Origin of the sequence: Aeromonas bestiarum (genome assembly GCF_000819745.1) — a bacterium.
Lineage (GTDB): Bacteria > Pseudomonadota > Gammaproteobacteria > Enterobacterales > Aeromonadaceae > Aeromonas > Aeromonas bestiarum.
The window spans coordinates 1-23,987 of sequence record NZ_CDDA01000028.1 but is presented as its reverse complement, the minus strand read 5'-3'; the positions used below and the strand labels follow the sequence as shown (position 1 = coordinate 23,987).

Below are 23,987 nucleotides of genomic sequence, written 5' to 3'. Positions count from 1 at the left end.
CCCGCCTGCTGTTGAGCACCAGCAGCCTGTCGTCACACTCACGGCGTTGCTAAAGGTTGATGACGATGATCGACCGACCATGGCCCGCCATGGCGGCCAAAAATCCCGTTAATCAAGGGGATAAGCCAGATGTCGAAAGGGTGTCGTGCGGTGCCGATCAACGCGGCAACGCCTGCACGGAGAAAAACATCGCCTGCGCGATTTCAGGCCGATTGACAATGCCGTTGGCGGTGGCATGATGCGCTCGCATTTTGACTCTCCTCACGGTTTTATCCATGACTACATACACCCGGCCAGTGCTGTTGTTGCTCTGCGGCCTGCTGCTGCTGACCCTGGCCATCGCGGTGTTGAACACGCTGGTACCGCTCTGGCTTGCCCATGACAATCTGCCGACCTGGCAGGTGGGGGTGGTCGGCTCCGCCTATTTCAGCGGCAACCTGTTGGGAACCCTGCTGGCAGGGGCGCTGATCAAGCACTGCGGGTTCAACCGCAGCTACTACCTGGCGTCCGTCCTCTTTGCCGCAGGCTGTGTCGGCTTGGGGCTCACCCTTGGCTTCTGGAGCTGGCTCACCTGGCGATTCATCGCCGGCATTGGCTGCGCCATGATCTGGGTGGTGGTGGAGAGCGCGCTGATGTGCAGCGGCAATGCGCGCAATCGCGGACGGCTGCTGGCTGCTTACATGATGGTCTATTACCTGGGAACCGTGCTCGGGCAACTGCTGGTCAGCAAGCTGTCGACCGCGCTGATGGATGTGCTGCCCTGGGTGACCGGTCTGGTATTGGCGGCTATCCTGCCGCTGCTGTTCACCCGCATCGTCAGTGAGCGCAGCGAACAGCAGGGGGCAACCCGGGTCTGGCCTATGCTGCGCCTGCGTCAGGCGCGGCTCGGTGTCAACGGCTGCATCGTCTCCGGCATGGTATTGGGGTCGCTGTATGGCCTGATGCCGCTCTATCTGACCCATCGGGGGGTGAGTGATGCCGGCATTGGCTACTGGATGGCGGTGATGGTGAGTGCCGGCATCCTGGGGCAGTGGCCGATCGGCCGCCTGGCAGAGCGGTTCGGGCGCCTGCAGGTGCTGCGGGTTCAGGTGTCGGTGGTGATCCTGGGCTCTGTGGCCATGCTCGGCACAGTGGCGATGGGCCCGGCGCTGTTCATCCTGGGGGCTGCGGGTTTTACGCTCTATCCGGTCGCCATGGCGTGGGCCTGCGAGAAGGTCGAGCACCATCAGCTGGTGGCGATGAACCAGGCGCTGCTGCTGAGCTACACCATAGGCAGTCTGCTCGGCCCGGCCTGTACCGCACTCTTGATGCAACACTACTCGGATAATCTGCTGTTCATCGTGATCGCCTGTGTGTCGTGCATTTATCTGCTGATGTTGCTGCGCAAACTGGGTGAACATCCGACGCCGGTGGCCCACGCCTGATGCTGATCGCGCGTCGATGTGCAGTGCATGACGCGTTCACGGGTCGGCCTTGCTCATGGTGACCTCGGCACGGCGCAGTCGTGCTGCACATTAAAGAAGAGGCGGCCCCGGGGCCGCCTCTTCTTTTACGGGAACCCACTTTTACAGGAACCCAGATTTGGTCAGCAAGCGGACTGTTTATGGCGCGTCTTGACCGAAGCGACGGCGCGCCTCCTCGAACAGAGAGAGGTGCAGCGGGATCAACTGCTGCCAGTCGCGCCGATAACCGCCGCCCGGTACGGCCGCAATGGGCAGTCCGTGCCGGTAGGCGCAGTCAAATACCATGGCATCGCGCTGGCGTACCCCCTCGTCGCTCAAGGAAAGGTAGCCAAGCTCGTCGCCCTGGTGCACATCGACCCCGGCCTGATAGAGGATGAAGTCGGGGGCATAGAGCCGCAGCGCCAGGTTGAGCGCCTCTGTCAGTGTGGTGAGATAGGCATCGTCCGCCATGCCGCTTGGCAGGGCAAAGTCCATGTGGGAGGCGGGCTTGTGGCGAGGGAAGTTGTGCTCCCCGTGCAGGGAGAGGGTGATGATGTCGCGTCGGCTCTGGCACAGTGCTGCACTGCCATCCCCTTGATGTACATCGAGATCGACGATCAATACCTGCTCGCAGCGCCCTTCGTCCAGACAAACCTGGGCGGCGATCACCAGATTGTTGAACAGGCAGAAGCCGCTGCCAAAATCCCGGTGGGCATGGTGATAGCCGCCGGAGATCTGCAGGCCGCAACCCTGTTCGAGGGCATGGCGGCTGGCGGCAAGGGTGGCGCCCACCGAGCGCAAAGTGCGTTCAATGAGCATGGGGGACCAGGGGAAGCCGAGCTGGCGGATGGCGCCCATATCGAGGGTGCCGGCGAGGGCCGCCTCCACATAGGCGGCATGGTGCACCCTTTTTATCTGCTCAGGGGTGGCTGCCGCGGCTTCTGTCAGCGGATAGCCGAGGTTGCCGAGGCGCTCAAACAGCGCCTGATACTTGGCCAGCGGGAAGCGGTGACGCTCTGGCAGGGTCAGGGCGGAGTAGAGAGGATGATAAAAGATGCGCAGTGACATGAAAGCAGGGCCTTGGCGGATATGAAGAAGGGGAGCCAGGCTCCCCTTCTTGCACCAGATGGCATTCAATACGCCATTACTGCTGCTGAATAACCCAGATCTGGAAGGCTTTGCGGGTTTCTGCATCGGCCTTGTTGTACCAGCTCTGCAGCTGGGTCAGGGCTTCCGGGTTGCTCTGAACCTTGCTCGGGGCAACCTGGACCGGCGCACTGGCGGCGGCCATGACGGCGGCGCTGGAGACGGCGACCGTGGCTGGCTGGTTGAAGGCCTTGCCCATGCCCAGCAGCTCTTGCTGATAGTCACGGGTCAGCTGGAAGCCTTCGACTTTCGGCAGCACGAACTGTTCGCTGGCGACGACTTGACCGCTGCTCTTGTCTTTCAGAACCACTTTTTGATCCTTGACGAACTGTTTGGCTTCGGTTTCGTTGCGCGGTTTTTTGTAGTCCAGCACCAGTTTTTGGTTGTCGGCGGCGGTGAAGTTGATCACCAGCGGCTCTGCGGTCACCAGCTTGATGTCGCTGCGGCTGGAGTAGTTGCCTTCGAAGGCGACGACCAGCTGATGATCACCCGCCTTGATGGGGAAGGTGTTGGTCTTGTCGAGCAGCTTGGGATTGATGGACTGACCATCGATCAGCTGGACGATATAGGGGTTGGTGACTTCCAATTGGGCATCGGCCAGGGCACTACCTGCCCACAACAGACCAGCCAGGGCCGGCACCAGAACAGTCAGTTTCATTTCATCTCCTTGAACAGTCAGGCGAGTGCCCACTGAAAAACAGGGGCTCATTTTTACAGGTTTGCCCAAGGGCAGCAATAGGCGTTTATGACGCCATGGATTGGTCCGGCTGCCCATCTTTCTATCAAAAACGGTATGTGCCAGTCAGCCCTGCTCCCGCCGGGGGGCTGGACCCTATTCAATCCGGCGGCTGAACGGTGGCAGCGCCTCGAGCAGCCCCTTGCCGTAGCGCTTGGTCAGCAGGCGCCGGTCGAGTATGGTGACCCGGCCCCTGTCCGCCTCCTTGCGAATGAGGCGGCCGCAGGCCTGAATCAGCTTGCGGGAGGCTTCCGGCACCGTCAGCTGCAGGAAGGGGTTGCCGCCCCGTTTCTCGACCCACTCGGCGGTGGCTTCTTCCACAGGCGAGTTGGGCACCGCAAAGGGCAGCTTGGTGATCACCAGGTTGGTGAGGTAGTGGCCGGGCAGGTCCAGCCCCTCCGAGAAGCTGCCGGTGCCAAACAGTATGCTGGCCTGGCCGCCGTCGCACTTTTGCTTGTGCAGGGTGAGCAGGGCATTGCGGGAGGCTTCTCCCTGTACCAGCAAGGAGAGCCCCTTGGCTCGCAGCCCCACCGCCACCTCGTTCATCTGCCGGTAGGAGGAGAAGAGCACCAGGCTCGCCTCCTTGCCGGCCAGCAGCCGGGGCAGGGCGCTGATGAGCTCCTGGGTGAAGGCGGGGGAGCTGGGTTCATGTTCCATCCTGGGCAGATAGAGCTCGGCTTTCTGGTAATCAAACGGGGATCTCAGACGCAGATAACGGGTGCCGTCGTGCTCTTTCAGCCCTACCTGATGGCGAAAATAGCTGAATGAAGAGAGGGCTGTGAGGGTGGCCGACACCAGCACTGCGCCCAGACAGCGGGACCAGAGCCACTCCTCCAGCAGATACCCCACTTCGATGGGGGAGGCGTGCAACCAGATGTCGCCGTCGTCGCTCTTGGCCATCCAGCGGGCGAGCGGTGTCTTGCCCTCGGGCACATGGCGCCCCAGCATCTCCCACAGGGCGCAGAAACTCTCCAGCCGCTGCAAGTGAAAACCGGTTTCCGCCAGCAGGGGCTCGGCTTCCTTGCGCCGGATCTCGCCATCCTTGAGCGCCTCGCCGATGGCGCCCTGCATCCGGTCCAGTGCCCGCAGCGCCTTCTTGCTCGCCTCCTTCAGGTTTTCCGCCAGCATGGGCAGGGGATCTGGCAGCACACCTTCGGTGAATCGATAGTGTGCCTCGCCATTGAACAGCCGGTCGTTGGCGCCGAGCCACTGTTCCAGGGCCTTGAGATCCGGTTGCAGGGAGGCCAGCGCATCCTGCAGCTTCAACTGGGGGTCGAGCAAGCTGTCCTTGTTCAGCGTCCTGGCCAGCTTGCCGGCACTCTGTACCAGCTTCTCCAGCCAGCGACGGGAGCCCTTGACGCTGGCCGAGGCGGCGCCGTGATCCCGGGCTATGGTGGGCAGGTGATGGGCCTCGTCCAGCACATAGAGGCACTCGTCGGGGGGCGGCAATATGATGCCCCCGCCCATGGTGAGGTCGGAGAGCAGCAGGGCATGGTTCACCACCAGCACGTCGGCCGCATCCATGTCGTTGCGGGCGCGGTGGAAAGGGCAGTGCTGATGATGGCTCAGCGCCTTGTTGCAGGTGTGGCGGTCGGCGGCGATGCGATCCCAGCACAGATCGGGGATGGGCTTGGGCCAGTTGTCCCGGTCGCCATCCCATTTCCCGTCCGTATAGGCCTGCCACAGCGCCTGATAGCGCTCCTTGTCAGAATCTGACGGCTTGTGCTTGCTTAAGCTACCGAAATCGAGCTCGAAGTTGGCCATCTCGGTGCCGCTTGCGGCTTGTTCAAGCAGATGTTCGCAGCAGTAGCGCTGGCGCCCCTTGACCAGCATGAAACGAAACGGCAGCTCGCTGTGGCGGTGATAAAAGGGCAGGTCCTTGTGGATCAGCTGCTCCTGCAACGCGACGGTAGCGGTGGAGATCACCAGCTTCTTCTGGGTCAGGCGTGCCACCGGGATGGCACCCTGGGCATAGGAGAGGGATTTGCCGATGCCGGTACCGGCTTCGGCCACCAGGATGCGACGCTGCTTGTCATACTCCCCCGTCAGGGTCTTGGCTATCTCCGCCACCAGAAAGTTCTGCTCCTTGCGCGGCACAAAACCGGGTAAACCATCGGCGATTTGGCGATAGGTATTGCGAATGGCGGCTTTGAGGCGGGTAGACAGCATGAAAGAAAAGACCGTTGCGGGGGGTGAAGAAGGACAGGATACCCGTAACTGCCAACCCGGGTCGAGGCATGGTGCAACGCACAGATCAGACCTCTTCTTCTATTTATAAGGCGGGCCCTCGTTACTGTGCGATAAATCACCAGCATGGGCCGCTAAAGCCAGCCATTATCGCTGTAAACGTTTTCCCAAGAGGTGCAAACAATGTGGGATTCAGGTCACAAATTTTCCGCTATGACTATGCTTTTCGTAAAAAGTTCCAAGTTTTTTCATTGCGGATTGGAAAACCCGGTGCTAGTCTCGGGCCCCATAGTGATGCAAAGAACATCGCTAACACAGGGAATAACAACAACTTAGTGTTTAATTACAGTAGGCATTGGAAACTATGAAAAAGACAATTCTGGCTATTGCTATCCCGGCTCTGTTTGCATCCGCCGCTAACGCTGCAGTGATCTATGACAAAGACGGTACCACTTTTGACGTATACGGCCGTGTTCAGGCTAACTACTACGGTGACACCAACGAAGCTGACTCTACCGCTGCTTCTGGTTACAAAGATGTTGATGGTGAGCTGAAAGGTTCTTCCCGTCTGGGTTGGTCCGGCAAGATTGCTCTGAACAACACCTGGTCCGGTATCGCCAAGACCGAGTGGCAAGTTTCTGCTGAAAACTCCGCCAACAAGTTTGACTCCCGTCACATCTACGTTGGTTTCGACGGCACCCAGTACGGCAAGGTTATCTTCGGTCAGACCGATACCGCCTTCTACGACGTACTGGAACCTACCGATATCTTCAACGAGTGGGGCAGCGAAGGTAACTTCTATGACGGTCGTCAAGAAGGTCAGGTCATCTACTCCAACGCCATCGGCGGTTTCAAGGGTAAAGTGTCCTATCAGACCAACGATGACCAGGCTGTGAAAGTGGCAGACGTTGCTGGTGGCATCAAGACTACCGTTTTCCCGGACGTGAAGCGTAAGTATGCTTACGCCGCTGCTGTCGGTTATGACTTCGACTTCGGCCTGGGCTTCAACGGTGGTTATGCTTACTCCGACCTGGAAGGCAAAACCACAGACGCTACCGGCAAGAAATCCGAGTGGGCGCTGGGCGCACACTACGCCATCAACGGCTTCAACTTCGCCGGTGTTTACACCCAGGCTGAAGTGAAGAACGACACCACTGGCTACAAAGATGAAGGTCGTGGTTACGAACTGGCTGCTACCTACAACGTTGATGCCTGGACCTTCCTGGCCGGCTACAACTTCAAAGAAGGTAAAGAGAATGCCAACCTGAGCGGTTCTTCCTACGAAGACCTGATGGATGCCACTCTGCTGGGCGTACAGTACTCCTTCACTTCCAAGCTGAAAGCCTACACCGAATACAAAATCAACGGTGTTAGCGGCAAGGATGACGACTTCACTGTCGCCCTGCAATACAACTTCTAATCCAGCCTCTGCGCTGATTTAGTTGGTAAACGGCCAAGCTTGCTTGGCCGTTTTGTTTTATCTGCTGCCTGTTATGTCATTGCCCGCTTTCGCCCGCGTTAATCACTTCCCCTTGGCCTCTTTGGCCTGCGCCAGCTCACGTTGTCTCTTTTTTGTCCTTGGCTCTTCGTCAGTGAATCGCTAGATTATCCAACTCGTTGAAGGACGCTCGACAAACAGGGAAGGACGACGCTTGATTGACTTCAGTCACCCGCAATGGCGGGAACTGGCCCGCCAGCTACTGGATCACTCCCCCCTGGTGATCCGGGCTCGCCAGTATCTGCCACTGGTAGGCCTGCTCAAGGACAACCAGTTGCTGCTCGCCCTTGGCAATCACAGCTATGAACTGACCCCGGCCGGGCGGCGCTATCTGACCCGCGAACTGACGCTGGCCGACATTGCCACTGCGCCGCCAACCCCCGAAGAGTGGCTGCAGGCCCATGGCTGGCAGCTTGGTGAGCGAGTCAACGAGCGAGTACTGGCGGCGCTCTATCGCAAACCCGAGGCAACCTTCAGCCCCAACGAGCAGATCGATTTCGAGGACAAGGGCATTCGGCTCTGCGCCGATCAGCTGCTGCGCTTGCGTGCACCGCAGCCCTTCAGCCTGTTTTTCAGCGGTGGCACCCTGCTCGATGCGGCCCCCTGGTTGCAGGCATTGGGGGAGTTGGCCTTGCCTGAGCGTACCCTGGCCGGGCTTGGCAAGATCCTGTGGGGAGAGGGGAATATCGAGCGGGTGATCACCACCGACAGCGTCGGTGCCTTTGCCGAGCTGGCGCTCTGTGCTGGCTCCCTGCTGGTATGGTCGCCCACGACGGCGCAAGTCGCCTTGCAACAGGTCGTGGCCGCCCTGCCGCCCAATGTGCAGTGGAGCCACCTCACTTCACTCGATCCCGCCGGTGTGGATCGGACACTGGCGCTGGCCCAGCGGCTGGGCCGTCCGGCCAGCTGGTGGCTGCCAACCGCCTTCTCCCCCATAGTGTCGGCCTATGCCCTGCCGCTGGGTGATGGCCGCCCCTGGGAGCCGAGCCGGATCCCCAAGTCGTTGTTAGCAGTTTGTAGCGGTTTGGTTGAGTCCAATGGTGGCTTGTCCGCCGAGGTGTGCGCGCTGGCGCCAGAGTGGCATGCGGTCGGCTGATATTGCCGCAGATGTCGTTGAGAAAGCGGTTTTCCCCCATTGAGCACGATGATATAAAGAGTTGACGAAGCGCTCGCCAAATAGGCGCTTTCGTGTGTCACAGACGGTTTGCCGACACGCTTTGCCACCCAACGAACTCAACGGAATACAGGGAATACCATGTTTGAAAAGGTTGTTGCCGCCCCAGCGGATCCGATCCTGGGCCTGACCGAAGCCTTCCGCGCTGACTCTCGCAGCCACAAGATCAATCTGGGGGTCGGGATCTACAAGGATGAGACCGGTGCCACCCCTATCCTTCACTGCGTCAAGAAAGCCGAGCAGAAGCTGCTCACCGACGAGAAGACCAAGAATTATCTCGGTATTGAAGGCAATATCGAATACGGCCGCATAGTGCAGCAACTGCTGTTCGGACAGGACTCCGCTTTGATCACCAGCGGCCGCGCCAAGACCGCCCAGGCGCCGGGCGGCACCGGTGCCCTGCGGATCGCCGCCGAGTTCGTGGTGCGCAACGGGCTGGCCAAGACCATCTGGATCTCCGATCCCACCTGGGCCAACCACGTCAGCGTATTCCAGGCCGCCGGTTTGACCGTCAAGTGGTACAAGTACTACGACGCCGCCACCAAGGGGCTCGACTTTGCCGCCATGCAGGCGTCGCTCAGTGACGTACAGGCTGGTGAGCTGGTGTTGCTGCACGGCTGCTGCCACAACCCGACCGGTATCGACCCCACCGCTGAGCAGTGGCACGCCCTGGCCAAACAGAGTGCCGCCGCCGGCTGGCTGCCGCTGTTTGACTTCGCCTATCAGGGCTTTGCCCGTGGCATCGAAGAAGATGCCGAGGGTCTTCGCATCTTCGCCGAATGTCACGACGAGCTGCTGGTGGCGAGCTCTTTCTCCAAAAACTTCGGCCTCTACAACGAGCGGGTCGGCGCTTTTACCCTGGTGAGCGCGACCAAGGCAATCGCCGACGTGGCCTTCACCCAGGTCAAGACCGTTATCCGTGCCAACTACTCCAACCCGCCGTCACACGGCGCTGCCGTGGTGACCACCATCGTCAGTGACCCTGCCCTCTATGCCGAGTGGGTTGAAGAAGTGGCGGCCATGCGGGTGCGCATTCGCGAGATGCGCGAGCTGCTGGTGGAGAAGCTGGCTGCCCTCGGTGTGAGCCAGGATTTCAGCTTCATCCGCGAGCAGAACGGCATGTTCTCCTTCTCCGGTCTCTCCAAGGATCAGGTGGAGCGCCTCAAGAGCGAGTTTGCCATCTACATCGTCGGTTCAGGCCGGATCAGCGTGGCCGGGATCACCCGTACCAACATAGATCCCCTGTGTGACGCCATCGCCAAGGTACTGTGATGCTCCAGCCGTGATGGCTGAGTGTTTGCGTAGGTGATGTTGCCAGAGCAGTGAAAAGCCCGCCGGGGAGACCCGGCGGGCTTTTTTGTATCCCTGTATTACGGCTGCGTCAACGGCGTCGCTTGTTGCCGCCCAGCAGGGAGCCGAGTACGCCGCGTACCAACTGGCGCCCCACCTCGTTGCCAATGGTACGAGCCACGCTCTTGGCGGTGGTCTGCACTATCCCATCGTGCTGGCCACCGCGCGGGCCTGTACGGCCAAACAAGATGCCATTGAGAGTATCGAGCAGACCACCTTCGGCATCGGTCTTGGCTTCGCCATCTGATGCAGCTGAAGCCTTGCCGTCATTGAGTCGCTCGAAGGCCGATTCGCGATCTTCGCGGGTCTCGTATCTGCCGTAGAGCAGTGATCCCCGGATCAGTGCCAGCCGCTCGGCCTCGCTCAAGGGCCCGATACGGCTGGCAGGTGGTGCTATGAAGGCGCGCTCCACCACGTTCGGGCGTCCCTTCTCATCGAGCAGTGACACCAGGGCCTCGCCCACCCCGAGCTCGGTAATGACGCCGGCCGCATCGAAGGCTGGGTTGGCGCGCAATGTATTGGCGGCGATCCGTACCGCCTTCTGATCGCTCGGGGTGAAGGCGCGCAGCGCGTGTTGTACCCGGTTGCCGAGCTGCCCCAGCACACTGTCGGGAATATCGGCCGGGCTCTGGGTCACGAAATATACACCGACCCCTTTCGAGCGGATGAGGCGCACCACCAGTTCAATTTTTTCCAGCAGCGCCCTGGGTGCATCGTTGAACAACAGATGGGCCTCGTCGAAGAAGAACACCAGCACAGGCTTGTCCGGGTCGCCTACCTCGGGCAGTTGCTCGAACAGCTCCGACAAGAGCCAGAGCAGGAAGCAGGCATAGAGCCGGCTGGACTGGGTCAGTTTGCTCGCCGCCAGCACATTGATGTGGCCGTGACCGGCTTCGTCAGTCTGCAACAGATCCTGGATATCCAGCATGGGCTCGCCGAAGAAGTGATCGCCCCCCGCGCTCTCCAGGGTGAGCAGGTTGCGCAGGATGGCGCCGATAGAGGCGGTCGACACATTGCCATAGCGGGTGGTCAGGGATTTGGCGTTCTCCCCGGCAAACTGCACCATGGCGCGCAGATCTTTGAGGTCGAGCAGCAGCAGGCCCTCCTCGTCCGCCACCCTGAACACCAGCTCCAGCACCCCGCTCTGGGTGTCGTTGAGGCCGAGCAAACGGGCCAGCAGCAGGGGGCCCATGTCGGAGACGGTGGCCCGCACCGGGTGCCCTTGCTCGGCGAACAGATCCCAGAAGAGGGTCGGGGTGGCGGTAAAGACGGGAGCCGGCATGGCGAGCTGGGCCAGACGGGCATCCAGCTTGCTGGATGGGGTGCCGGCGGCACCCAGTCCACTCAAATCCCCCTTCACATCTGCCAGAAAGACCGGCACCCCGAGGCGGGAGAAGCCCTCTGCCAGCACCTGCAGGGTGACGGTTTTACCCGTGCCTGTGGCGCCCGTAATGAGGCCGTGGCGATTGGCCATGGCGGGCAGCAGGGAGAGGGGTTGGCCATTGGCATAGGCCAGCGTCAGCGGTTCTGTCATGGTGCGCTCCTTGTCCTGGCAGGTGGCATGCAGCAGATATCTACAAGGAGTGTGGCGGCAGAGCCAAATGATGGCAAGAGAGGGGGAAATCACCTTGCCAGGACAAGGGCTGTCCTGACAAGGTGCCGATCAGCGTGCGCGTGCCAGCTTGGCCAGTTGCAACAGCAGCAGGGTGAGGGCGGCGCCGCAGGCGGCGGTCAGCACCGCCAGCAAGAGGCTGCCGAGCAGGAAGGGCGGCACCAGGGTCGCCGCCTCCTGTTCCAGCCAGTGCAGGGACCAGGTGAGATGAAACGGCTCCGGCGTCTTGTGCAGCACCAGGCAGCCGGTGCGGTAGGCATAGAGATACATGAAGGGGAGCGTCACCGGGTTGTTGAACCAGACCGCCAGCAGGGCCAGCGGCAGGTTGAGGCTGAAGGCCAGCGCCAGCGCGACGGCGATCAGCGAATGCATGGGGACCGGGATCCAGCAGGCGAAGAGGCCGGCTGCCACGGCGCCGCTCAGGGCCCGTGCTCCCCCCTGCCAGAGTGCGGGTGCCAGCAGGCGTTCACCAAACAGGGCGAACCACTTCTGTTGGCGCAAGGTGTCCGGATCTATCTTGAAACGGGCAAACCAGCGGCTCAGCATGCCCGCGCCTCCTTGCGCTTTTGCCACTGGCGTACCGTGCTGATGCGCCAGAAGGTGCGGATCAGGGCATAGCCGATCAGCGAGCTCAGCAGGGCGAGCACCAGGGAGCCCAGCAGCAGGGGCGGGGCCAGCGTCTCGAATACCGACACCAGCCAGGCCCAGGTGAACTCGATGTCGATGTGCTGGGAAGGTTGCCCCAGCAGCTGGCAGCCGGTCAGGTAGGCGCCGTAAAACAGGGGCGGCATGGTAAAGGGGTTGGAGAGCCAGACCAGGGCGACCGAGAGGGGCAGATTGACCCGACAGGCGATGGCGCCACCGGCTGCCAGCAGCATCTGGCAGGGGAGGGGGATCCAGGCCATGAAGAGGCCGACCGCGAACGCGCCGGCGGCGGAGCGCCGGTTGAGATGCCACAGATTGGCATCGAGCAGCAGCTTGCCGAACAGCCGCAAGTGCTTGTGTTCCTTGAGTCTCTCTTGATCAGGCATCCAGCGTTTTATGAGTCGTTTGGGCATATTGAAACCTTGCTAAATACTTGCACCATGGATCTGCGCTTGTTGTCGTTTGCCCTGGGGGCAAGCTCCTCGCTACTCTGGCCATGGTTACCTTCATGGGAATGGGGGGGCCTGATGCTGCTGATCGCGTTCCCCCTCGCCTGTTGTCGCTGTTGGCGTCTGCTGTTTCTGCTGCTCGGCATCCTCTGGATGCAGGCCAGTCTGCAGTACCGGCTCGCCTGGCTGGATCAGCTGGAGGCGCAGGCGAGCCACATCATAACCGCACGCTTGCAAAGTGCAGAGCCCGAGGGCGATAAATTTGTCCGGCTGCTGCTGCAGGTGGCGTCTCTCGATGGTCAGGCGCTGACCCCGGCGCCGCTGGTGCGGATCAATGCCTACCAGACCCTGCCCGCTCTGCCGGCGGGCAGCCAGGTGACGCTGGTGGTCTCTCTCAAACCGGCCCATGGGCTGGCCAACGAGGCTGGCATGGATGGACGGCGCCTGTTGCTGGGCAAGGGCATCACAGCCACCGGCAACCTGCGCCGCATCATGAAGACGCAGGCCGCCGCGCCGGGCTGGCGGGATCGCTGGCTGGCTGAGGCCGCCGCCAGCTGGCAGGGGCTGACCCATGCTCCCCTGTTGTCGGCACTCACCTTTGGCGAGCAGAGCGGCATCACGGATGAGCAGTGGACGCTGTTTCGCGGCAGCGGGCTGACCCATATCATCGCCATCTCGGGTCAGCACATAGCGCTGGTGGCCGTGCTGGGCTGGTGGCTAGGACGGTTGTTCGGGCTGCGCGGGGCCATACTGGTCGCCCTGTTGTTTGCCGCCGTCTACAGCTGGCTGGCAGGGTTTGCGGTGGCCACCGAGCGGGCCCTCATCATGGTGCTGGTGTGGAGCCTGCTGCGCTGGCGCCGGCGCGAGTGGCCCGCTTATCGCATCTGGCTGTGGGCCTTCGTAGCGCTGGTGTTGTGGGATCCCTTCGCCCTCTACTCGGCCGGCTTCTGGCTCTCGTTTCTGGCGGTGGCCCTGCTGCTGGCGGCGGGTTATCTGGAGGCCAAACCCGGTCTGGTGCGGCTGCAGGGCTTGCTGCTGCTCGGCTTGCTGCCGCTGCAACTGGCCTTGTTCGAGGGCATAGCGCCGCTGGCGCTGCTGCTCAATCTGCTGGCGTTGCCGCTGTTTTGCATCGGGATCATTCCGCTGGCGCTGATCGGCGTCCTGCTGGCGCCGCTCTGGGGCTGGCTGGCCCACGGCTTGTTCTGGCTGGCGGATCTGGGGTTGCAGTGGGTGTTGTGGGGGCTGACGCAACTGGCCAGCCAGTGGCAGCTCTGGTGGCCCGTGCCGGGCTGGGTAGTACCGGTCAGCGCAGTGCTGACCCTGCTCTGGTGCACCTGGCACGTGCCGGGGGCTCGCCCGCTGGTTATTCCCGTGGTCGCGGCCCTCTTGCTTGCCGCCTGGCCTATGCCAACGGGCTGGCAAGTGAGGGTGCTGGATGTGGGACAGGGTTTGTCTGTGCTGATCACCCGAGGGGATCGTGGCATCCTCTATGACACCGGCGATCGTTATCCCGGCGGCTACAACATGGCGGATGCCGCCATCCTGCCGCTGCTCAACCGGCTCGATGTGCAGGTGCTGGATTATCTCGTCATCAGCCACAAGGACAGGGATCACGCCGGCAACCGCCGGGCCATATTGCGGGCGCTGCCGGTGCGCCATGAGCTCTCCTCGTTTGCGTTTGGCAAGCTCACCACTCTGTGCCGGCGTGGCCAGCGCTGGCGCTGGCAGGGGATCGACTTTGCCGTGCTCTGGCCCGAACAACCTGGGCGCGGCCACAACAACGACGGCTGCGTGCTGCAGATAAGCGACGGCAACCGGCGCATTCTGCTCAGCGCGGACATAGAGCAGGAGACGGAGCGCCGTCTGCTGGCGCTGGATCGGGGCGAGTTGGCCAGCACCTTGCTGGTGAGCCCTCATCATGGTAGTCGCACCTCGTCCACCCCGGCTTTCGTCGCGGCCGTGAATGCCCGGTATGTGGTGCACAGCGCGGGATTTATTAATCAGTGGGGCTTTCCTCGTCCCGAGGTGGTGGCCCGCTATCGGCAGGCCAGTCAGTGGGTCACCGGGCTTGATGGCGCCATCCTGATTGAACCCCAGGCTGACGGGTTCGGCATCCGTACCGAGCGCGACCATGGCCCCTGGTATCGCCGGGGCGGCGCCTGGTGGCGTCCTGCGGGCTGGCCCAGATGACCTTCTGCCATTTCCCGCCAGGATCCGCTGTGGCGAGGGGCCGCCGGCCCGGAGCCGGCCAGGAAATAATCCATCATCTCCCTCTAGCGAGGGGCGGATGTTGGCTATCAAGATGGCGGTGCCTGGTGGATGCGCAGGCGTTGGCTTGGGCATTAATCCGTCATTTCCGGTGCGGACTCTGGCTATCAAGATGGCGGCGCCTGGTGGATGCGCAGGCGTTGGCTTGGGCATTAATCCGTCATTTCCGGTGCGGACTCTGGCTATCAAGATGGCGGCGCTTGGTGGATGCGCAAGCTTTGGCTAGAATACCCCGTCATTTCCTTTATTAACGGCTATTCATGCAACAAGAAACCTCACAAGACAGCTGGCCCGTCTTCAAGCGTCTGCTCGGTTATGTCCGGGATCGCAAGCTGGGTCTGGTCGGCGGCATCATAGGGATGCTGGGCTATGCCGCCGTGGATACCACCTTCGTCTACTCCATCAAGCCACTGATCGATCAGGGCCTCAATGGCAATGACAGCGGCGTGCTGAAATGGATGCCTTTCTTCGTACTCGGCATCGTTGCCCTGCGTGGCTGCGCCACCTTCCTCTCCAACTATTGCATGGCCTGGGTCGGCAACCATGTGGTGATGCGGCTGCAACAGCAGGTGTTCAGCCACCTGATGGCCATGCCCATGAGCTTCTTCGACCGCCAGAATACCGGCAACCTGCTGGCCAAGGTGACCTATGACGCCGGTCAGGTCTCCTCTGCAGCCAGCTCCACTCTGGTCTCGCTGGTACGGGAAGGGGCGACCGTGGTCGGTCTGCTCGGCCTGATGTTCTGGCACTCCTGGCAGTTGTCGGTGATCTTCCTGGTGGTGGGCCCTGTGGTGGGCATACTGATTGGCCTCATCAGCCGTCGTTTTCGCAAGATCAGCCGCCACATCCAGCAGGCGGTGGGCGACATCACCACCTCGACCGAGCAGATGCTCAAGGGTCATAAAGAGGTGCTGATGTTCGGTGGCCAGCAGGTCGAAGAGAAACGCTTCTTCCGCGTCAGCAACCACATGCGTCAGCAGACCATGAAGATGGTCGCCGCCGATGCCATCGGCAGTCCCATAGTGCAGATGGTGGCCTCGGTCGCGCTGGCCGTGTTCCTCTACGTGTCTACCATAGACAGCGTCAAGGCGACCCTGACCGCCGGTACCTTCACCGTCATGGTCACCTCCATGATGATGCTGCTCAAGCCGCTCAAGAGCCTGACCGACGTCAACAACCAGTTCCAGCGCGGCATCACCGCCTGTCAGAGTCTGTTCGGTCTGCTCGATTCCACCCCGGAAGAGGACACAGGCACTCGCACTCTGGATCGTGCCCGTGGCGAGATCGAGTTTCGCAACGTCACCTTCACCTACCCGACCAAGGATACCCCTGCGCTGCACAACGTCAGCTTCAAGGTGGAGGCGGGTAAATCCGTGGCCCTGGTGGGGCGCTCCGGCTCAGGCAAGAGCACCATCGCCAGCCTGCTGACCCGTTTCTACGACGTGGAGCAGGGCGAGATCCTGCTGGATGGCGTCAATATTCGCGAGTACCGCCTGAGCGAGCTGCGCAAGCAGTACGCCCTGGTCTCCCAGCATGTGCACCTGTTCAACGACACTGTCGCCAGCAACATCGCCTATGCGGCGGAAGAGAAATACAGCCGGGAAGAGATCCAGCAGGCGGCCCGCATCGCCCATGCCGACGAGTTCGTCAGCAAGATGACCCAGGGTTACGATACCGTGGTCGGCGAGAACGGGGCTTCACTGTCCGGTGGTCAGCGTCAGCGTATCGCCATCGCCCGCGCCCTGCTGCGCGATGCCCCCGTATTGCTGCTGGATGAGGCGACCTCGGCGCTCGATACCGAGTCCGAGCGTCACATCCAGGCTGCCATCGACGAGCTGTGCAAGGCGCGCACCTCGCTGGTGATCGCCCACCGTCTCTCCACCATAGAGAAGGCGGACGAGATCCTGGTGATCGACGAGGGTCATATCGTCGAGCGCGGCAACCACGAAGCCTTGATGGCCAATCAGGGCACCTATGCCCAGTTGCGCGCCATCCAGTTCGGCAACGTAGCTGCGGGTAACAAGGGCTAATGCTGCAGCAACTCTGGTATGGGCAGAGCCGCTGGCGCTGGTTGCTGGCACCCTTTGCCCTGCTGTTTGCCATTATCAGCGGCGCCCGTCGCGTCGCCTATCGACGCGGCTGGTTCAGGGCCTATCGGGCCAGCCTGCCGGTGATAGTGGTGGGCAATATCTCGGTGGGTGGCAACGGCAAGACCCCGGTCGTGGTCTGGCTGGTGGAACAGCTGCAAGCCCGCGGGTTCAGGCCCGGAGTGGTGAGTCGCGGCTATGGCGGCAAGGCGCCCCATTATCCCTACCGGCTCGATGCCAATAGCGGCACGGCGCAGGCGGGTGACGAACCCGTGCTCATCGCCCGTCGCTGCGGCTGCCCCGTGGTGGTCGCCCCGAAACGGGCCGATGCGGTGCGGCTGCTGGAGCAAGGTGGCGAGGTGGACATCATCATCACAGACGACGGTCTGCAGCACTATGGGCTGGCCCGCGACATCGAACTGGTGGTGGTGGACGGAGTGCGTCGTTTTGGCAACGCCTGCCTGCTGCCCATGGGGCCGCTGCGCGAGCCCGTGACCCGGCTCAAGCGGGTGGATGCCATCATCTGCAACGGCGGCATGCCGGCCCGAGGGGAGTACCCCATGGCGCTGGTGGCCGATGCGCCGCGCCGGGTGCGCGATGACGAGCTCGCCAGCGAGCCCTTGCCCCGCACCGTGGATGCCCTGGCCGGCATAGGCCATCCCCCCCGTTTCTTCGCCACCCTGACCAGCCTTGGTTATGAGCTGCAGCAGCGCGTCGGTTATGCGGATCATCAGGCGTTTGAGCGGGATGAACTGCTCGCCCGCTTCGGCGAACGGCCGTTGCTGATGACCGAAAAAGACGCGGTCAAGTGTCGTGGGTTTGCGCCGGATAACTGGTGGTATCTGCCGGTCAGTGCCGAGTTGCCTGCTTCCTTGCTCGACAGCCTGTTGCAGAAATTGCATCCGGCAAAGGCGCCCGCTTCCGACACTGAACACTGAAGAATGGCATGCCGGCTGGTCCGGCATCCTGGCCCGCTCGATAGAGTGGAAGGAGCCGCGATTTGGCTCCGGGTTTTAGAATATCAATGGCTCGACATCATAGCGTGCCCGGCATTTTGGCCCGCTCGAGATAGTCGCTTGCTCGACATCGTTGAAGGAGTTTCGTTTTGGCACTGGATATCAAATTGCTCGACATCATCGCCTGCCCGGTTTGCAAGGGGAAGCTGCACTACAACAAGGCCGTACACGAGCTGGTCTGCCGTTTCGACAAGCTGGCCTATCCGCTGGAGGAGGGGATCCCTGTGCTGCTGGAGAACCGCGCCCGTCACCTCAATAGCGACGAGATGCCGTCATGAGTTTCGTGGTGATCATTCCTGCCCGCTACGCCTCCACCCGCTTGCCGGGCAAGCCGCTGGCGGACATCCATGGCAAGCCCATGGTGCAGCACGTGGTGGAAAAGGCCCTGCAATCCGGCGCGGATCGGGTGATCGTCGCCACCGATGACGAGCGGGTACGCAGCGCGCTGGCCTCCTGTGCCGCGCTCGCGGGCTTTGAGGTGTGCATGACCTCGCAGGATCACCAGTCCGGCACCGAGCGTCTGGCGGAGGTGTGCCGTCACTACGGCTTTGCCAGCGATACCATCATCGTCAATGTGCAGGGGGATGAGCCGCTCATTCCGCCCGCCATCATACGTCAGGTGGCCGACAATCTGGCCGCGGCGACGGCGCCCATGGCTACCCTCTCTGTGCCCATTGTTGATGCGGAAGAGGCGTTCAATCCCAACGCGGTCAAGGTGGTGACCGACAAGGATGGCTACGCCCTCTACTTCAGCCGCGCTTGCATTCCCTGGGACAGGGATCGCTTTGCTGCCAGTGATCGCGCTGCTGGGCGCCACGAGCAGATTGGTGATCTCTACCAGCGCCACATCGGCATCTACGCCTATCGCGCCGGTTTCATCCAGCGTTACGTGGACTGGGCGCCGAGCGTGCTGGAGCAGGTCGAGGCCCTGGAGCAGCTGCGGGTGCTCTGGTACGGGGAGAAGATCCACGTGGCCCAGGCGCTGCAAGCGCCGCCGGTCGGGGTGGATACCCAGGCCGATCTGGACAAGGTGCGTGCACTGCTGGCGAACTGATGCCAGCGCCACCGATATGACGCTGAACGGTGCCTGCGGGCGCCGTTTTTTGTGTTGAATCCTTGCATAATTATTTGATTACAAACGTCATTTATGAGCACTTTCAAACTTTTCCCGCCCATGGTTTGCCAAACCAGCGAGTTTGGTTATGATGCAAGACGCCGTGTTAACCCTAACTGGCATATAACGAGATAAAAAAACGGGGTGTTTGGGTGATAAATGTATTCCTGGTCGATGATCATGAGTTGGTGCGTACAGGGATAAGACGCATTTTGGAAGATGTCCGCGGGATCAAGGTGGTGGGCGAGGCGCAGAGCGGGGAAACCGCAGTCACTTTCTGTCGTCAGCACCATCCAGACGTGATCCTGATGGACATGAACATGCCGGGCATCGGCGGCCTGGAGGCGACCCGCAAGATACTGCGGATCCGGCCCGATGTGCGCATCATAGTGCTGACCATTCATTCAGAAAATCCGTTCCCCACCAAGGTGATGCAGGCGGGTGCCGCCGGTTATCTCACCAAGGGCGCCGCCCCGGACGAGATGATCCACGCCATTCGCCTGGTGCACTCGGGCCAGCGTTACATCTCCCCCGAGATCGCCCAGCAGATGGCGCTCAGCCAGTTTGCGTCGGCGGATGAAAATCCCTTCAAGTCCCTCTCCGAGCGCGAGTTGCAGATCATGATGATGATCACCAAGGGGCAGAAGGTGACCGACATCTCAGAGCAGTTGAACCTGAGCCCGAAGACGGTCAACAGCTATCGTTACCGCCTGTTCAGCAAGCTCAACATCAACGGCGATGTGGAGCTGACCCATCTGGCCATTCGCTATGGCATGCTGGACGCCGACACCCTGTAAGCGGGTGACGGGCAGTCAAAAAGGCGGCGGGTGCCGCCTTTTTGCATTTCGCCGGCCTGGCGCAGTATGCTCTCCCCGTTGATGCTGACTTCTATCGTTTTCGCCCCTTTGTGTTGAGCCGAGTAGCCGATGACCCTTTCTCCCGAGCCCCTTTTTGACAGCAAGGCCTTTCTGAGCGCCGTGACTCACCAGAGCGGCGTCTACCGCATGTACGACAGCGGTGGCACCGTCATCTATGTGGGCAAGGCCAAGGATCTTAAAAAACGGCTCTCCTCCTACTTTCGCACCAAGGTCGACAGCATCAAGACCCACACTCTGGTGCGCCAGATCGCCGATATCCAGGTGATGGTGACCCACACCGAGACAGAGGCGCTGATCCTCGAGCACAACCTCATCAAGCAGTACCAGCCGCGCTACAACGTGCTGCTGCGCGACGACAAATCCTACCCCTGGATCATCATCACAGGGCACCGGCATCCCCGCATAGGCGTCCATCGCGGCGCGCGCAAGGTGAAGGGGGAGTACTTCGGCCCTTATCCCTCCGGCGGCGCCGTGCGCGAGAGCCTGCACCTGATGCAGAAGATCTTCCCGGTGCGCCAGTGCGAGGATGCCGTCTATGCCAACCGTACCCGTCCCTGCCTGCTCTATCAGCTCAAGCGCTGCGCCGGCCCTTGCGTGGCGGGGCTGGTGAGCGAGGCGGAATATGCCCAGCAGGTGGAGCTGGCCAAGCTGTTTCTGGCGGGCAAGAACCAGCAGGTGATAGGCGAGCTGGTGGGCAAGATGGAGTCCGCCAGCGGCGATCTGCGTTTCGAGGATGCGGCCCGCTACCGGGATCAGATCCAGGCTCTGCGCCGGGTGACCGAGCAGCAGTCGGTGAGTGGCAACGTGCTCGATGAACTGGATGTGGTGGGGGTGGCGTTCGAGCAAGGCGCCGCCTGCATCCATGTGCTCTTCATTCGTCAGGGCAAGGTGCTGGGTTCCCGCAGCTATTTCCCCAAGGTGCCGAGCGATACGCCGCTGGAGGAGGTGGTGCAATCCTTCCTGCTGCAGTTCTATCTGTCGGGGCAGGGGGGCAGGCAGATCCCGAGCGAGGTGCTGCTGGACGTGGCCCTCGAGGACGAGAGCGTGATTGCCGAGACCCTGAGCCAGACCGCAGGTTACAAGGTGCGGGTGGTGAGCCGTACTCGTAGTGAACGAGCGCGCTTTATCAAGCTCGCCTCCATCAATGCACAAACGGCGCTGCGCTCGCGCCTCGCCCACAAGAGTACCACCCAGGCCCGCTTCAGCCAGCTGGAAGAGTTGCTGGAGCTGGAGCAGCCTATCGCCCGCATGGAGTGTTACGACATCTCCCATACCATGGGCGAGCGCACAGTGGCTTCCTGCGTGGTGTTCAACCGGGAGGGGCCGCTCTCCTCGGAATACCGCCGTTTCAATATCGACGGCATCACGGGGGGGGATGACTACGCCGCCATGGAGCAGGTGCTGGAGCGGCGCTTCGGCAAGCTGCAGGAGCCGGACAAGGTGCCGGACGTGCTGTTTATCGACGGCGGCCTGGGTCAGCTGCGCCGCGCCGAGGAGATCCTGGCCCGTCAGCTGGAGTTCCTCGGCGGCAAATATCCGCTGCTGGTGGGCATCGCCAAGGGGGTGACCCGCAAGGCGGGGCTGGAGACCCTGATCCTGGGGGAGAGCCACGAAGAGCTGCACTTGCCGGCAGATATGCCCGCTTTGCACCTTATTCAGCATATTCGCGACGAATCTCACCGTTTCGCCATCACGGGCCACCGGGCGCGGCGCGCCAAGGCCCGCACCACCAGTACCCTGGAGGATATCCCTGGGGTGGGGCCCAAGCGTCGTCAGGCTCTGCTCAAGTACCTGGGCGGCCTGCAGGAGGTGAAGAAGGCCGGGGTGGACGAGCTCGCCAAGGTGCCCGGCATCAGCCAGGAGCTGGCCCAGTCCATTCATGATGCCTTGCACTCGCTCTGAGCCGGCAGAGTGCTCGGCATCAGCCAGGCGCAGGTCTGATCCACACCATTCACGATGCCTTGCACTCGCTCTGAGCCGGCAGGGTGCTCGGCATCAGCCAGGCGCTGGTCTGACCCACACCATTCACTATGCCTTGCACTCGCTCTGAGCCGGCAGGGTGTTCGGCATCAGCCAGGCGCGGGTCTGATCCACGCCATTCACGATGCCTTGCATTCGATCTGAGCCAGGGGTCAGGGCTCATCGTGCTCGGCATTCAACCCAGTCCATCCTGGATGCCTTGCATTCGCTCTGAATCGTGGCCGCAATCCCGCCTCTGGACGCACAAGAGCCGTGACGCAGGGGGCCCGTAAATGCCATAATGGCCCGCATCCTGAGGTTGTTGATGGATTAATAGACCAAGGCGGGCGCCTGTCCGGTTGCATCCGTGATCGGCTTGGGGCTACCATGTAGCGGCATACAAGAAGTGGCTGAAAATAATGACAAATATTCCTAACCTGCTGACGTTTTTTCGGATCTTGCTCATCCCCGTCTTCGTCATCCTGTTCTATGTACCCTATCAGTGGTCCTATCTGGCGGCGGCCCTCGTTTTCATTCTGGCGGCCGCGACCGACTGGTTTGATGGCTACCTCGCCCGCAAGCTGAACCAGTCCACCGCCTTCGGCGCCTTCCTCGATCCTGTCGCCGACAAGATCATGGTGGCGGCGGCGCTGGTAGTCATAGTCGAACACTACAACACCATCTGGGTCACCATACCCGCCATGACCATGATTGGCCGCGAGATCATCATCTCCGCCCTGCGTGAATGGATGGCCGAGCTCGGCAAACGCTCCTCGGTGGCAGTCAGCTGGATTGGCAAGTGGAAGACCATGATCCAGATGGTGTCGCTCACCGGCCTCATCTGGCAGTACGACATCTGGATGGTATGGCTCGCCTACGTGCTGCTCTATGTGGCGACCGTGCTCACCTTCTGGTCCATGTTCCAGTACATGAAGGCCGCCTGGGGCGATCTGACCTACCACTCCCGCTTCTAGTGCCTGTCTTGGCATAAAGCATCGTTTCCCCGTCGTTGGGGCAGGGAAACGATCATGAGTGGTAAAAGTGCAGGAAAAGGGTAAAAAACACCCGAACGATCAGGGTATTAAACATTTTTGGTTGACTGGGCGAGGAACATCGCTAGAATGCGTCCTCGTAGTCAGGCAGTCAGCCAGACCAATGCGGGAATAGCTCAGTTGGTAGAGCACGACCTTGCCAAGGTCGGGGTCGCGAGTTCGAGTCTCGTTTCCCGCTCCAAATTCAGACAATAGAGAGCCAACTCTCTTTTGCATGGCGCGTTAGCAAAGCGGTTATGCAGCGGATTGCAAATCCGTTTAGTCCGGTTCGACTCCGGAACGTGCCTCCATATTGACAAGCCCGCAGCGCGGACTTGATACCGATTGCGGTGCCCGAGTGGTGAAATCGGTAGACACAAGGGATTTAAAATCCCTCGACGTTCGCGTCGTGCCGGTTCGATTCCGGCCTCGGGCACCATTAAAATCAAAGCCTTACTAAGGCCACTAGCAATAGTGGCCTTTTTGTTTTCCTCCCAGTGTCCACATTTGATCCACACAGATTTATTCCGGTAGCTCTTCCCGCTTCACTTCGAGCTGTACGCGGTTGGTGTAGCCCTGGTTGGTGAGGCCGTGCACCACCTGAGTGAGTAGCCAGGGGGCGGCGTCGATATCAGGTTTGAATCCCCTGACGGTGGTTGGCTGTTCCGGGTAGAGCTCGGGTCGGCCCTTGGTCAGGGTGATGTCGAACTCGGCCACCCCGCGCTGGGTTCCCATTCTGCGCGGGCGGCCTGCATGGCGTTGATCTGGTTGGCGTAAACATGGCACAGCTCTTTGACGTTCTCGCTGTCGCCGACCAGCAGCTCGTGTTCCTTCTTGTTGACTACCACGCCCGGCGGCAGGGGCCGTTCCGGCTTCGGCCTGGTCTTCTTCTTTCGCTTCACCTCGATTTTCTTCTTCTCGGCTGCCTTGTTGTCTTGCCAGTAGGCCGTCACGCCGGTGTAAGCGTCGCAGTCAGCCACCGAGAAGCGGTGCTGATAGCCATCTTGGCGGGTGATGGCAGGCCATCAAGCTACACGGGAAGAGGGCATCGTTGAGGTCGATGAGACCTTCTTCCTTGAATCGTTCAAGGGGCAACGGGGACTGCCGCGTCCGCCACGTCGTCGCGGTGGTAAAGGGCGAACTCGTGGCACCGGGCCGGATTACATCCCAGTGATGGTGGTGCAAGACCGGGCAGGCCACCATGCAGATTTTCAGCTGGAGCAGATTGTATGGAGATGGTATTCACCTGACAGTTGCCCACAAAAGGGAGTGGTCATACGGCTTCAAACCGGATAACAAAACGGTACCCCTACCGTGTTATCTGGAGTCACCGTATGACCACCAACGAGAAAGTAGCACGTCGCAAACTCAGCCTGCTAGAGCTCGCCAAAGAGC

The 23,987-nt window shown here is 61.3% G+C and carries 20 protein-coding genes, 3 tRNA genes and 1 pseudogene; 16 read left to right on the top strand and 8 right to left on the bottom strand.

Annotated elements, in window-relative coordinates; all coding sequences use genetic code 11:
* The first annotated feature begins 275 nt into the window (after positions 1 to 275).
* Positions 276 to 1,424 carry an MFS transporter gene (locus BN1118_RS13520; protein ID WP_043556625.1) on the top strand — a complete coding sequence of 383 codons (1,149 nt, stop codon included), beginning with the start codon at positions 276 to 278 and terminating at the stop codon, positions 1,422 to 1,424.
* 177 nt (positions 1,425 to 1,601) lie between these two features.
* Here BN1118_RS13520 and BN1118_RS13515 read toward each other — a convergent pair whose 3' ends face one another.
* The 3 genes from BN1118_RS13515 to dinG form a co-directional block, all read right to left on the bottom strand.
* Positions 1,602 to 2,510 (bottom strand): histone deacetylase family protein, encoded by a 909-nt coding sequence (locus tag BN1118_RS13515; protein WP_043556624.1) that lies wholly within the window; start codon positions 2,508 to 2,510, stop codon positions 1,602 to 1,604.
* Positions 2,511 to 2,586: 76 nt separating this feature from the next.
* Positions 2,587 to 3,246 carry a YccT family protein gene (locus tag BN1118_RS13510; RefSeq protein WP_043556622.1) on the bottom strand — a complete coding sequence of 220 codons (660 nt, stop codon included), beginning with the start codon at positions 3,244 to 3,246 and terminating at the stop codon, positions 2,587 to 2,589.
* Between the two features lie 174 nt (positions 3,247 to 3,420).
* A complete protein-coding gene (dinG, locus tag BN1118_RS13505) occupies positions 3,421 to 5,493 on the bottom strand; it encodes an ATP-dependent DNA helicase DinG (RefSeq protein WP_043556620.1) in 2,073 nt (690 codons plus the stop codon).
* A 382-nt stretch (positions 5,494 to 5,875) separates the two neighbouring features.
* Here dinG and BN1118_RS13500 point away from each other — a divergent pair, with 382 nt between their 5' ends.
* The 3 genes from BN1118_RS13500 to BN1118_RS13490 all read left to right on the top strand — a co-directional run bounded on the left by BN1118_RS13500 (position 5,876) and on the right by BN1118_RS13490 (position 9,455).
* Complete coding sequence (locus BN1118_RS13500) at positions 5,876 to 6,931, top strand: porin (protein ID WP_043137420.1); 1,056 nt, start codon at positions 5,876 to 5,878, stop codon at positions 6,929 to 6,931.
* Between the two features lie 232 nt (positions 6,932 to 7,163).
* Complete coding sequence (locus tag BN1118_RS13495; RefSeq protein ID WP_043556619.1) at positions 7,164 to 8,105, top strand: hypothetical protein; 942 nt, start codon at positions 7,164 to 7,166, stop codon at positions 8,103 to 8,105.
* A 159-nt stretch (positions 8,106 to 8,264) separates the two neighbouring features.
* Positions 8,265 to 9,455 carry an amino acid aminotransferase gene (locus BN1118_RS13490; protein ID WP_043556617.1) on the top strand — a complete coding sequence of 397 codons (1,191 nt, stop codon included), beginning with the start codon at positions 8,265 to 8,267 and terminating at the stop codon, positions 9,453 to 9,455.
* 109 nt (positions 9,456 to 9,564) lie between these two features.
* Here BN1118_RS13490 and BN1118_RS13485 read toward each other — a convergent pair whose 3' ends face one another.
* The 3 genes from BN1118_RS13485 to BN1118_RS13475 form a co-directional block, all read right to left on the bottom strand.
* A complete protein-coding gene (locus BN1118_RS13485) occupies positions 9,565 to 11,067 on the bottom strand; it encodes a helicase HerA-like domain-containing protein (protein WP_043556615.1) in 1,503 nt (500 codons plus the stop codon).
* A gap of 129 nt (positions 11,068 to 11,196) precedes the next feature.
* A complete protein-coding gene (locus tag BN1118_RS13480) occupies positions 11,197 to 11,691 on the bottom strand; it encodes a DUF2062 domain-containing protein (protein WP_043137411.1) in 495 nt (164 codons plus the stop codon).
* A complete protein-coding gene (locus BN1118_RS13475; RefSeq protein WP_043137408.1) occupies positions 11,685 to 12,203 on the bottom strand; it encodes a DUF2062 domain-containing protein in 519 nt (172 codons plus the stop codon). The genes BN1118_RS13480 and BN1118_RS13475 overlap by 7 nt, the downstream gene beginning before the upstream one ends.
* 27 nt (positions 12,204 to 12,230) lie before the next feature.
* Between BN1118_RS13475 and BN1118_RS13470 the strand changes: the two genes are divergently transcribed.
* The 11 genes from BN1118_RS13470 (at position 12,231) to BN1118_RS13420 (ending at position 23,031) form a co-directional block, all read left to right on the top strand.
* Complete coding sequence (locus BN1118_RS13470) at positions 12,231 to 14,429, top strand: DNA internalization-related competence protein ComEC/Rec2 (RefSeq protein WP_084214106.1); 2,199 nt, start codon at positions 12,231 to 12,233, stop codon at positions 14,427 to 14,429.
* A 338-nt stretch (positions 14,430 to 14,767) separates the two neighbouring features.
* Positions 14,768 to 16,537 (top strand): lipid A ABC transporter ATP-binding protein/permease MsbA, encoded by a 1,770-nt coding sequence (msbA, locus tag BN1118_RS13465; RefSeq protein ID WP_043556610.1) that lies wholly within the window; start codon positions 14,768 to 14,770, stop codon positions 16,535 to 16,537.
* Positions 16,537 to 17,532 carry a tetraacyldisaccharide 4'-kinase gene (lpxK, locus tag BN1118_RS13460; RefSeq protein ID WP_043556609.1) on the top strand — a complete coding sequence of 332 codons (996 nt, stop codon included), beginning with the start codon at positions 16,537 to 16,539 and terminating at the stop codon, positions 17,530 to 17,532. Before msbA ends, lpxK begins: the two co-directional genes overlap by 1 nt.
* A 167-nt stretch (positions 17,533 to 17,699) precedes the next feature.
* Positions 17,700 to 17,888 (top strand): Trm112 family protein, encoded by a 189-nt coding sequence (locus BN1118_RS13455; protein WP_042036532.1) that lies wholly within the window; start codon positions 17,700 to 17,702, stop codon positions 17,886 to 17,888.
* Positions 17,885 to 18,664 (top strand): 3-deoxy-manno-octulosonate cytidylyltransferase, encoded by a 780-nt coding sequence (kdsB, locus tag BN1118_RS13450; protein WP_043556608.1) that lies wholly within the window; start codon positions 17,885 to 17,887, stop codon positions 18,662 to 18,664. The genes BN1118_RS13455 and kdsB overlap by 4 nt, the downstream gene beginning before the upstream one ends.
* Before the next feature lie 212 nt (positions 18,665 to 18,876).
* On the top strand, positions 18,877 to 19,521 hold the full coding sequence (gene uvrY, locus BN1118_RS13445) for a UvrY/SirA/GacA family response regulator transcription factor (protein ID WP_011706579.1): 645 nt from the start codon (positions 18,877 to 18,879) through the stop codon (positions 19,519 to 19,521).
* 129 nt (positions 19,522 to 19,650) lie between these two features.
* Positions 19,651 to 21,504 (top strand): excinuclease ABC subunit UvrC, encoded by a 1,854-nt coding sequence (gene uvrC / locus BN1118_RS13440; protein WP_043556606.1) that lies wholly within the window; start codon positions 19,651 to 19,653, stop codon positions 21,502 to 21,504.
* A 476-nt stretch (positions 21,505 to 21,980) separates the two neighbouring features.
* Positions 21,981 to 22,535, top strand: a complete 555-nt coding sequence (gene pgsA, locus BN1118_RS13435; protein ID WP_042036538.1) for a CDP-diacylglycerol--glycerol-3-phosphate 3-phosphatidyltransferase — start codon at positions 21,981 to 21,983, stop codon at positions 22,533 to 22,535.
* 183 nt (positions 22,536 to 22,718) lie between these two features.
* Positions 22,719 to 22,794: transfer RNA gene (locus BN1118_RS13430), tRNA-Gly, on the top strand.
* 35 nt (positions 22,795 to 22,829) lie between these two features.
* Positions 22,830 to 22,903 (top strand) — tRNA-Cys (locus tag BN1118_RS13425).
* 41 nt (positions 22,904 to 22,944) lie between these two features.
* Positions 22,945 to 23,031: transfer RNA gene (locus BN1118_RS13420), tRNA-Leu, on the top strand.
* Positions 23,032 to 23,114: 83 nt separating this feature from the next.
* On the opposite strand, the gene BN1118_RS22305 is transcribed toward BN1118_RS13420, so the two are convergent.
* Positions 23,115 to 23,327 carry a hypothetical protein gene (locus tag BN1118_RS22305; protein WP_244463617.1) on the bottom strand — a complete coding sequence of 71 codons (213 nt, stop codon included), beginning with the start codon at positions 23,325 to 23,327 and terminating at the stop codon, positions 23,115 to 23,117.
* Positions 23,285 to 23,572 carry a hypothetical protein gene (locus BN1118_RS22300; protein ID WP_244463616.1) on the bottom strand — a complete coding sequence of 96 codons (288 nt, stop codon included), beginning with the start codon at positions 23,570 to 23,572 and terminating at the stop codon, positions 23,285 to 23,287. Before BN1118_RS22300 ends, BN1118_RS22305 begins: the two co-directional genes overlap by 43 nt.
* Before the next feature lie 28 nt (positions 23,573 to 23,600).
* On the opposite strand from BN1118_RS22300, the pseudogene BN1118_RS21240 reads away from it, so the two are divergent.
* Positions 23,601 to 23,819, top strand: a pseudogene (locus BN1118_RS21240) (IS1595 family transposase); the annotation flags it as partial.
* Positions 23,820 to 23,987: the final 168 nt, after the last annotated feature.